Origin of the sequence: Tyzzerella sp. An114 (genome assembly GCF_002161055.1) — a bacterium.
GTDB classification, from domain to species: domain Bacteria; phylum Bacillota; class Clostridia; order Lachnospirales; family Anaerotignaceae; genus Fimicola; species Fimicola cottocaccae.
The window spans coordinates 1-10,635 of record NZ_NFLT01000033.1 but is presented as its reverse complement, the minus strand read 5'-3'; the positions used below and the strand labels follow the sequence as shown (position 1 = coordinate 10,635).

Sequence of the window (10,635 nt, the reverse complement as noted above, 5' to 3'; positions counted from 1 at the left end):
TTTACAAAGTTTATTCCAGCCTGTACTGACGCTTTTCCGTCTTTTACTGTGAAGTTATAGATTGTTGTATCATATACCCAGTTTTCATCTTCTGGTGTTGTCACTACTTCTAATACTCTGTAATCTCCGTCAGCAAGTTTCTCTACATAACTTGTAAATTCTACTTTGCCACCATCTTTGTTTGTTCCTTCTCCAACTGTGGCTTCTGTTCCACCTTCTGCATTTAATTTATTTATTCTGAAATTAAATACAACATCTGTTGGATTTTCTTTGAGTGTTATTCCGTTTGCATCAGCTATCATGTTATATACTTTTATTCCTGATACATCGATTGGATTTTCTGGCTCTTTATCTTTGAGTTTATTTACAAAGTTCATTCCTGCCTGTACTGATGCTTTTCCGTCTTTTACTGTGAAGTTATAGATTGTTGTATCATATACCCAGTTTTCATCTTCTGGAGCTGTTACTACTTCTAATACTCTGTAATCTCCGTCAGCAAGTTTTTCTACATAACTTGTAAATTCTACTTTGCCACCATCTTTGTTTGTTCCTTCTCCAACTATGGCTTCTGTTCCACCTTCTGCATTTAATTTATCTATTCTGAAATTAAATACAACATCTGTTGGATTTTCTTTGAGTGTTATTCCGTTTGCATCAGCTATCATGTTATATACTTTTATTCCTGACGCTTCAATTGGATTTTCTGGGTTCTCTGGATTTTCATCATCTGGAACTCCAAGATATATTGTAAGTATATTAGTTTTTCCACATAAACCATTTTCTTCTGTATACTTAACATCAACTATATGTTCATCCATTGGGTCTGTTCCATAACATGGATTTTCTTCCCATAACATTGAAGATACAGGAATTACTGACTCATAATACTCTGTCCAGTTTTCTAATGTAAGACCTTCTGGAGCTTTAGCTTTATAATATTCACCAAAGTTAAGTGTTATAAGTCTTAAATAATCATTCTCGCCATCTCCACCTCTTTCATTAAGGTGAACAACGCTTATAAATTCAAGGAATTTATCATTTATCTGGTCTTTAAGCTCATCACTTATTACCACACGAATTTCATCAACAGGTGATTTTGGTATCATTTCATATGTATTATCAAATGATACTGTTACAGTTTCACCAGCTATAAATGTATAGCTATATCTTCCATTTTCTTCTGAAAGAACATTGCCATTTACAGAAACACCTTTAAACTCATAACCATCTCTAACAGTGCTATCTGCTTTTTCTGATATTGTATAAGTTTTTCCTACCACAAGTTTAGGAATAACTGTTGTAGCTTTGTTTTCTGTAAATTCATTGATAGTAAATTCTGTTTCCTCTCCTGTTTCAACATTTGTTAAAACAAATTCAAATGAACCAATATCTTTTGTATCAATACCATTTACAGTTTTTTCAACAGTAATATCTGTATATTCAGGTTCAACTGGTGGTTGTTCTGGAATTCCAAGATATATTGTAAGTACATCTATTTTCTTAAATAATCCTGCTGGGTAATACCACTGATTTTCTTTCTGGTATTTAATATCAACTATATGTTCATCCATTGGGTTTGTTCCATAACATGGATTTTCTTCCCAAACAAGAGTAGATACAGGAATTATTGATTCATAATACTCTGTCCAGTTCTCTAATGTAAGACCTTTTGGAGCATATTCTCTATAATATCCACCAGCATTAGGAGTTGTAAGTCTTAAATAATCTGTCTTACTATCTCCGCCTCTTTCGTTGAGATGAACAACACTTATAAGTTCACCAAAAGTATCTTTAATTTGATTTTTAAGGTCACCACTTATTACAACACGGATTTCATCAACATTGTTTCCAGGAACAATAGGTTCATCTTTTTCATACTGTGCTGTAAAATTCATATCAGTTGTAGGAACGACATTTTTAACATTTTCACTTGTATAAGTGTTTCCATTGTCATCTTTCCAACCTATAAAAATCCAACCCTCATTAGGTTCTGCTTCTGGTACCCAGTTTATTTTATTTCCATCAACAACAGTTGTTTGAGTTTCTCCTGAAATTGTACCATTATCTCCAGGATAGAATGTTATTTTATATTCTTTTTCTGGTTCAATAGCAATATGTGTATAATCAAGAATGATTTCTCCGTCTTTAGTCTGGCTTCCAACTGCTGTCCATGTACCTGTCTTTTCATCATACTGGAAAGTTATTTCTCTATTGCCTTCAAAAGTATGTTCCATTTGCCATACATTATCTGCAATTTTTTTAAAGTTTCTAATCTGATAATCATCAAATGTAGCTACAACTTCCCATTTTTGTTCTTTTTCATTATATGATACATCACTTATCTGTTCTTCATAAAATGTTGCTTTTGTAAGAACACCATCAAATCTATTAATATCTGTATGGTTTGTTCCATCATCTTTTGTTAAGCAACGAAGTATAACATTTACATCTTCAAGTATACTTGGTTTATCTGGCTTAACAGGATTACATGTATAACGAATTACAAGGTCATCATTATCATCATGGTCATCATCATCGTGATAATCTTTATGATAATCTACAAGGCTTCTATCAGCAAGGTCCCATTCCCAATCATCATAATCCCATACATATTTTATTCTAAGATTTGTAAAGAATTCTTCAGGTGTTACACTATGCTCAACACCCCATACTTCCTTTGCAATTTTTCCAAACTCTGAAATCTGACTGTCTGTAAAGCCTAAATATACAGTCCATCTTCCATATTTATTAAAAGGACCTTCCACAACTTGTTTAGGTATTACATTATCAAGTTTACGGTCATAAATTTCATGTGGATGGTCTTCACATACATGTTTATGATTTTCATTAGTATCACATTCAAGTACTACTTCAAGGTCATCATCAACATTTCTATTAGGATTTACTTCTGGAACCCAATGTAATGTCATATTATTCAAATTGACATTTTCAAGATTTTCACCAGTTTCAGTTCCTTGACTTAAATCTGAAGATGGAGCTAAATTTGGTAATACCTCTGGTTCTAGAACATCTCCTTCTAGAACATCTCCTTCTATAACAGGCTCTTCAACAACAGGCGTTTGTTCAACAGATTGTTCTGGTGTTTGTTCAACAGATTGTTCTGGCGTTTGTGCATTTGTCGCTTCTGATGTTTCCTGTTCAAGATTTTCTGTTTCAGATGATTTTTCATTAGTATTTTCATCATCATTTACTGCTTCAACAGTAAATGAATTATCATCTTGTGCAAAAGCTGTGGTCTGAAATGCTGTAAATAACATAGTCAGCGTCATAACTAATGCTAAAATCCTTTTAAATTTAATATACATAAAATCTCCTCCTTTTCTTTATATATTTTTGTTACACTTACAAACACCTTTTATTAAGCGTATTTACTTTTTTATTATATAAAAAAGCATTAATGCAGTTACAAATTATATAACATACATAACCATGAATAAATTCTACCATTAAAATCAGTTACTGTCTATATTACCAAAACAAACTATACAACAACATTGCACAATATTAATTCATAATAACAAAATAATTTTATTGTTTATATTGTATAATTTATTATCATAAATAAAGATTTTTATTATAATATTTGTTAAAACACAGTTACATTAGAACAAAGTTATATACATAACAAATTTATATTGTATTTTTTCCTACAAACTAAGAATTTTTTATTCCAAATACGTATTTCAGTTATAAAAATATTAAATGTTAAGAGTAAGTAACTAAAAAAAGTGACATCCTATATTACATTTCAAATTATATTTTAATAATTACATAATTATTGTAATAACATTCAAAATATAATTTTTTTATATTAAAAAAATTTTCATTAAAAATTTATAAAAAAAGAGAGTGCACAGTTATTTTTATACTGTGCACTCTCTCTTTTTTATTTTAGGAAAATTTGATTAGCTTAATTAAAATATTATTATATTATTATTCTACAATCTGTATTGTACTTCCAACAGAAAGACTAGGCATAGGTTTTGCCTCTACATATATTGTTCCAGGAAGTTCTGGCTCTGTTGAACCATCAAAAGCAAATGTAACATGACCAAGGTTTCCAAGGTTTCTCATAACCATGTCACCAACAGATGTTATAACAAATTCCTGTCCGTCAATTATAGCTTTCTGTCCAGCTTTAATCTCTCCGTTTATAGGAAGAACATCTACTGAATAGCAGAAATCTTTAAGTGTATCAGGAGCACTGTCTCCGAATAATATAAACATACCAGCGTCCTGAAAATCATTTACACATGCGCCTAAGCCTTTTACTTTGTTATCATAAATTATTTTCATAGTCTTATTATGTACTGATTCTTCAGAGAACCAGCACTCTCCTTTCTATATACATATTTATTTTATATTTATTACTTTTTTATTTTTTTGTTTTATATTAATTATGAATATAAACCTATACTAGCAACCCATCCAACAAGTACACGAGGAACACCTGTTAAGAAACGTGAGTATAATACGGCTGGAACACCAACTTCAACAGTTTCAGGCTCAGCTTCTGCAAGACCAAGACCAACAGGAACGAAGTCACAAGCACACTGTGTATTTATAGCAAAGAGTGCAGGAAGTGCAAGGTTTGGAGGTATATTTCCTTTACCAATCTCAACACCTATAAGAGTACCTATAACCTGTGCCATAACAGCTCCAGGACCAAGGAGAACTGAAAGGAAAGGTATTGAACATATAAAGCCAAGTATTACAAGACCGATACCTGTACCAGCAAGAGGAATAAGAAGTTTTGCAAACCAATCACCGAAACCAGAACCCTGAATGAGACCTATAAGAAGTGAAACAAATCCCATGAAAGGTATGATTGAAGTAATCATTGTCTGAACAGCATCTCTTGCAGCCTGGTTAAATGTATTTATAACTTTACCAGCAGCCATACCTATTTTTGTTACTATACCACCTTTGTTTCCCTCTGCAAGTGTCTGAGAAACTTTTTTGTCAGCACTATATTTAAACTGTTTTTCTTCTGTTTTTGGAGCTTCAGTTTTTACAGGAGTATCTCCTCCGTCAGCAGGAGAAATCTGGTCTAAACCAACTGCTGAACAATATATATCTTCAACAATAAATTTTGCAAGAGGACCACTCTTTCCAACAGGCATAACATTTATTGTAGGAATTCTTTTCTGTGGATATATACCACATCTAAGTGTACCACCACAGTCAATTATTACAAGGAAAATTTCTGACTCTGGCACAGATGTTTTAAATCCGTTTACAGCTGTACAACCTGTAAGCTCAACAATTTTATCAACGATATCAGGTTTAGCACCGCCACCTGTTATGTATACAAGTTTATCTTTTTCGGCTGTTGGAGCAACAACAAGAGGGCCACCAAATCCGCCGCTTCCTTTAACTATTTTAATAGCTCTATATTCTGACATATTATTTTTACCTCCTTTTTATACCGAACAATAGGAATTAAATTTTAAGCTCATTACTAAGTTCAATACCCTGCTGTTTCATAACCATTTTTGTTGTAAAGTCTGTTGCCCAACCACTTACAAAGTTCATAACGAGACCAACAAGCATATAACGTATTGCAAGAGGCATTGTGCTTAATCCAAGAGTTGAAATACCGTTTGCAATTCCAAGGAATATGAAAACTTCACCTGGGTTAATGTGTGGGAAAACACCACTTGATGTATGACAGAAATATGATGCTGAAGCATAATAACTTGGTTTAAGTCTTTCTGGCATAAAACGACCAAGAGAAAGAGCAGTAGGGTTACCAAGCATGAAAGCTCCAAGGTATGGTAAAATCATATATCTTAATAAAGGATTTTTTGTTGATGCTTTAGCTAACTTATTAATTCTTTCTTCACCAATAAGATTTATAATTGTGTTCATAGCTATTAAAAGCATAAGTACAACTGGAACGATGCTAGACATCCAACCAATAAATGTAGTAGCACCTGTATTAAAAAGGTTCATAAACCCTTCCGCAAACTTTATAACATAATCCATACTAACACTCCTTTTCTAAATTCTGAAATTATAGAGAAACCTCTTTTTTTGGTGTCTCTTTGCTGAATTTTTTACCGATTTTCTGGAAAAGGCTGAGTCTTGGAGGAATTTCGCCGCCACTCATGATAGTGTTATAATTAAATTTTGCGTCTAATATAGCACGTCTCAAAGGTTTAGGAAGTTTTTCAACATCTTCTTCTGTGATAAGACCTACATTTTTACCTTCAAAACCTTTAAACTCTTTGAATTTCGCAAATATTGTAACTCCCATCATTCTTTTACCTTCGATAATAACGCCTTCATCATCAATGGCAAACATAACAATGGCACCTGCTCTAAATCCGCCGTTAACTCTGCCAATGGCAACTTTGCCTTTTTTCCTCAATGGGCCAAAAGCCTTTGAAAAATTCTTTATCTGCATAAGTCCGAAAAAACATTGAAGCAAATACCCTGCCAAAAGTAAACCGGCAATTAACCAGAAATTCATTGCTATTCCTCCTTTTTAGATTTTTTGTTTTTTATTTTTTTAATATTTAAAAAAATTTATAAATTACTGCCTATTCCAAGTTTTATAAAGTTCTTTACTAAAGTTTTAACATCTTTTGTCATTGAAATTTCATTTACAATATTTTCGTCCTGTGCTATTGATATTATCTCATCATAAATTCTAACAAGGACAGTATCATCTTGATTTTCGTTTTCCGGAAGTGCTAAGAGAAATATAAGTTTTATGCAACTTCCATCATCATTTTTTATACCCTTTTCAGAAACACCTATTGCAACAACAATTTTATCATCAGAAAAATTTAAAGCATGAGGAAAGGCTATTGATTTATCAAATACCATTGTAGATTTTTCTTCTCTTTTTATAATTCTCTCTCCAAATCCTTCATCAACAAACCCATCATCACAAAGGCTGTCTATCATATCAATAGTATTTTCCATATAACTTTTTTCATCATCAAGCAGAAAAAATTTATATTCATCAATAAGAGCAGCTATAATAGAAACTCCTCCTGTTTTTGCAACAGGTATTGAAAGTTTTTGAAGTTGTTTAGCTTTTTCAATCTCAAGAAGTATTTCTTTTTCATCAAAAATATCTCTTACAGTAATAATTGGAGTTTTTATATTATATTTTAATTTTAATGTTGTAAAAATTATATCATATTTATTAAGAATATCTGCTGTAACCTGATTGTCTGCAAAAAGGTCCAAAACAGCATCTTTATCAAGAACTCTTTTAAGCTGTGTTGATATAAGTCTTGCAGTTCCTCTACCTGTACTACAAACAAGGGCTATTCTGTAATACTTTTCTGTTGTCTTATATTCCAACATATAGGCTCCAAAATAAGCTGTAATATATCCAAGCTCATCTTCAGGAACTTCAACATCATATTCTTTTTCTATAATTCTTCCAGCTATACAGGCCATTTTATATGCTAGAGGATATTTTTCTTTTATCTCTAAAGAAATGGGGTTTTTTAGGAGATAACCAAACTTAAGCCTGTTAACCATAAATGATATATGATAAAAAAATTCTTCATTAAGATTTTGTTTATCCAAATATAAATTTAATTCATACTCTATTTGCTCAATAATTTTATCAATAGTTTTTTCAATATCTTCCGTTATACCAACCTGATAAACAGCCTCTATATTTGTAGGTGTTCTCATACCGGCAATTGGTATTGAAATAAATATTCTTTCCTCAATAGGGACCTCTATTTTAAATACCTTCTCTATATCCTCAGCAGTCTCATCTGCCACTTTGAACATATTATTTTTTTCAATATCATAGTATTTATTAGGAAGTTTTTCTATGATATTTCCATCAGAAACTCTATCTGTCATTATAACGACAGCTTTTTTAAAAGCAACTTGTGTCATACTCTCAAAACGGTATTTTTTTGATATATCTTCCACTATTTTTTCAATACGCTCATCAGTGTTTTCATCAAAATATATAAGATTAAACAGATTTTCCATAATAAAAAATCTTTTATTAAGTTCCAAACCAGAAAGACTTATTCCAGAATTTGATTTACCTTCTATAAAAAGTCCGTAGGAACCTAAAATTTCGTTTAATTTCTTAATATCACCGTTTATTGTAGACCTTCCCACATTCATTTCATAGGCTAATTCATCTGTTATATATGGGCCATTGCTTTTGAGAAGTTTCTTAAAAATATATGCCATTCTCTTTTTAGGTGAGTCAAGATAGCTATTATATTTGAAGATTTCTTCTTTCTTTTTTTCAAAGCCTTCTAAATCTACAATATAGAGTTTATAGTTACCTTGTTCACCCTCAATAAAAGCAGTATCACTAAGTGCATCATTTAAAATTTTTATGTCATTTCTTACTGTTCTCGTACTTACATCTAATTTTTCAGCAATCTCTGTAAGCGTTATGCAATTCTTATTTTGAACCTGCTTTAAAATCAAAACCAGTCTGTCTTCTTCAAAATAGCGTTCCATTTTCGTCATTCCTTTGCATTAAGCACTCAACAGGGATATAAGCAAAAATATTATATAAATATTATATATTAACCTCTTGTTTTTCCGCCTGCAACGTTGAATGTAACACCATGAACATAACTTGCTCTATCACTTGCCATGTAACATACAAGGTCTGCAACTTCTGTAAGTTTTCCGCTTCTTCCTAAAGGTGTTGTTGATGTTTTGCTGTATCCAGCTCTAAGTTCATCAACAGTAATTCCTCTTGTATAAGCAAGTGCAGTTTCATAAGAAATAGTTCTAAGTCCTGTTGCTTCAAGTATTCCAGGAGCAACTCCAACAACTCTTACATTAAGTTTTCCAAGCTCTTTTGCCCATGAACGAGTAAGTGAGTTTACAGCATTTTTTGTAGCAGCATAAACGCTCTGACCTTCTGAACCTTCAAGACCACTTTCAGAAGACATATTAATTATAACGCCTTTTCCTGCTTTAACCATTTCTCTTGCAGCAGCCTGTGCACAGAAGAAAACACCTTTAAAGTTTACATTTACAACCTTATCCCATACAGCTTCGTCAAGTTCATACTGACCTTTAGGGTCTTTAGGGTCAACAAGGAGTCTTGGAATATTGATACCTGCATTATTTACAAGAATATCAACTTTACCAAACTCAGCCATTGTTTTATCAACCATGTTCTGAACACTCTCAGCATCTGTAACATTAGTTACAACATAAAGCATTTTGCCACTGTTCTCACCCATTTCAAATTCTGGTGTTTCAGGGTTCATATCACTGACAACTACATTAGCACCGTTATCAAGAAGTTCCTGAACAACTGCTTTACCAATACCAGAAGCACCACCTGTAACAATAGCAACTTTTCCTTCAAGCTCTAACCAACTTTTTCTCATTACTAAGTTCTCCCCCTTTTATTTAGATAATGTTTTTAATGTTTTAATACTTTGATGTTCTTTTTGTTTGTGATTAAATTATATTTAAAAAGGGGTAATGAATTAATACGGATATTTTCACAGTGTTGGAAAATTAGTTTTAATATGCTTATTTTTTGTACCTGTTTTTGTGTATTTTTATTATGTAAATATTAATTTTAACAATTATATCATTAATCTAATACTATTTACATGGCAATTATATGTAAAAAAAGGCACACATTTAGTGTGCCGTAAATAAAAGTAAGTATTTATTTATTTTTCCAACGTATTCTCCAATAATTAATATTAAGTATATATATAATAACACAAGTTAATATATGACTAATTAAAATACTAATGCTTTTTGAAAAAGGAATTATATTAGGAAGGATAAAAGCAGAAAAAACCATACAAAGGTCAAGAACAGTCAATTTTTTATCATATTCCGCTTCCTTATAATAATCTTTAGAAGTAATCCAAATCATAATTATTCCGGCAAGTATGACAGCACCAAACCAAAGCTGTATAAAATCATTAATATTTCCTTTAGTATAAAAACCTCCATAGCCACCATATCCAACCATAATCAAAATACTACCTATTATTTTTAAAGAATGCATAATTTTATTCTTTTTTATATTATTTGACATTAATATATATACCTCCACAATAATTTTTTAATTTTTATTTTATATTTAATTATACTAAAAAGAGATAAATTAAACTACAATAAAAAAGCCCTAGAGTTTAAAACTCTAGGACAAAATTTATATTTATAACTAATATAAAAAATAAAACCACTATATTAATAGTGGTTTTAAAGAAATTGCGGAGACAGGATTTGAACCTGTGACCTTCGGGTTATGAGCCCGACGAGCTACCGAGCTGCTCCACTCCGCGATATTAAAAATATTAAATTAAAAGTGGTGGATGGGGAAGGATTCGAACCTTCGAAGCTATCGCAACAGATTTACAGTCTGCCCCCTTTGGCCACTCGGGAACCCATCCACAAATAAAAAACAAGCCGATGAACGGACTCGAACCGTTAACCTGCTGATTACAAGTCAGCTGCTCTGCCAATTGAGCCACATCGGCGTAATGTTTATTTTATTAGGTACAACCTGTACCTTCAAAACCGAATATTGTAAGTCTTAGTCATCCGAGATAAATTTTATTGGTCAAGCCCTCGACCTATTAGTATTCGTCAGCTAAACACATTACTGTGCTTACACCTCGAACC

Annotated in this window: 8 protein-coding genes and 3 tRNA genes; all 11 read right to left on the bottom strand. The window is 31.8% G+C overall.

The annotated features are described in order from the left end of the window. Positions 1-3,326: InlB B-repeat-containing protein (locus B5E58_RS12660; protein WP_143597275.1), on the bottom strand; the 3,326-nt coding region annotated here is incomplete at its 3' end. A 628-nt stretch (positions 3,327-3,954) separates the two neighbouring features. Next, positions 3,955-4,317, bottom strand: a complete 363-nt coding sequence (locus tag B5E58_RS12655; protein WP_164493564.1) for a PTS glucitol/sorbitol transporter subunit IIA — start codon at positions 4,315-4,317, stop codon at positions 3,955-3,957. Positions 4,318-4,418: 101 nt separating this feature from the next. Next, positions 4,419-5,426 (bottom strand): PTS glucitol/sorbitol transporter subunit IIB, encoded by a 1,008-nt coding sequence (gene srlE / locus B5E58_RS12650; protein ID WP_088110013.1) that lies wholly within the window; start codon positions 5,424-5,426, stop codon positions 4,419-4,421. Between the two features lie 37 nt (positions 5,427-5,463). Then, positions 5,464-6,009 carry a PTS glucitol/sorbitol transporter subunit IIC gene (gene srlA, locus B5E58_RS12645; protein WP_088110012.1) on the bottom strand — a complete coding sequence of 182 codons (546 nt, stop codon included), beginning with the start codon at positions 6,007-6,009 and terminating at the stop codon, positions 5,464-5,466. 28 nt (positions 6,010-6,037) lie between these two features. Next, complete coding sequence (locus B5E58_RS12640) at positions 6,038-6,496, bottom strand: transcriptional regulator GutM (RefSeq protein WP_088110011.1); 459 nt, start codon at positions 6,494-6,496, stop codon at positions 6,038-6,040. Positions 6,497-6,552: 56 nt separating this feature from the next. Then, entirely contained in the window at positions 6,553-8,484 is a 1,932-nt protein-coding gene (locus B5E58_RS12635; protein ID WP_158097766.1) for a BglG family transcription antiterminator, read from the bottom strand. Positions 8,485-8,552: 68 nt separating this feature from the next. Next, a complete protein-coding gene (locus B5E58_RS12630) occupies positions 8,553-9,374 on the bottom strand; it encodes an SDR family oxidoreductase (protein WP_088110009.1) in 822 nt (273 codons plus the stop codon). A 290-nt stretch (positions 9,375-9,664) separates the two neighbouring features. Continuing rightward, on the bottom strand, positions 9,665-10,045 hold the full coding sequence (locus tag B5E58_RS12625) for a hypothetical protein (RefSeq protein ID WP_088110008.1): 381 nt from the start codon (positions 10,043-10,045) through the stop codon (positions 9,665-9,667). Between the two features lie 176 nt (positions 10,046-10,221). Continuing rightward, positions 10,222-10,295, bottom strand: a tRNA-Met gene (locus B5E58_RS12620). A gap of 24 nt (positions 10,296-10,319) precedes the next feature. Then, positions 10,320-10,403: transfer RNA gene (locus B5E58_RS12615), tRNA-Tyr, on the bottom strand. Positions 10,404-10,417: 14 nt separating this feature from the next. Beyond that, positions 10,418-10,490 (bottom strand) — tRNA-Thr (locus B5E58_RS12610). Positions 10,491-10,635 lie beyond the last annotated feature (145 nt).

What these genes read in the sequence shown, in the direction of transcription:
- srlA (WP_088110012.1), bottom strand. Translation starts at nt 6,009, where the DNA reads ATGGATTATGTTATAAAGTTTGCGGAAGGGTTTATGAACCTTTTTAAT.
- srlE (WP_088110013.1), bottom strand. Translation starts at nt 5,426, where the DNA reads ATGTCAGAATATAGAGCTATTAAAATAGTTAAAGGAAGCGGCGGATTT.
- B5E58_RS12635 (WP_158097766.1), bottom strand. Translation starts at nt 8,484, where the DNA reads ATGGAACGCTATTTTGAAGAAGACAGACTGGTTTTGATTTTAAAGCAG.
- B5E58_RS12640 (WP_088110011.1), bottom strand. Translation starts at nt 6,496, where the DNA reads ATGAATTTCTGGTTAATTGCCGGTTTACTTTTGGCAGGGTATTTGCTT.
- B5E58_RS12625 (WP_088110008.1), bottom strand. Translation starts at nt 10,045, where the DNA reads ATGTCAAATAATATAAAAAAGAATAAAATTATGCATTCTTTAAAAATA.
- B5E58_RS12655 (WP_164493564.1), bottom strand. Translation starts at nt 4,317, where the DNA reads ATGAAAATAATTTATGATAACAAAGTAAAAGGCTTAGGCGCATGTGTA.
- B5E58_RS12630 (WP_088110009.1), bottom strand. Translation starts at nt 9,374, where the DNA reads ATGAGAAAAAGTTGGTTAGAGCTTGAAGGAAAAGTTGCTATTGTTACA.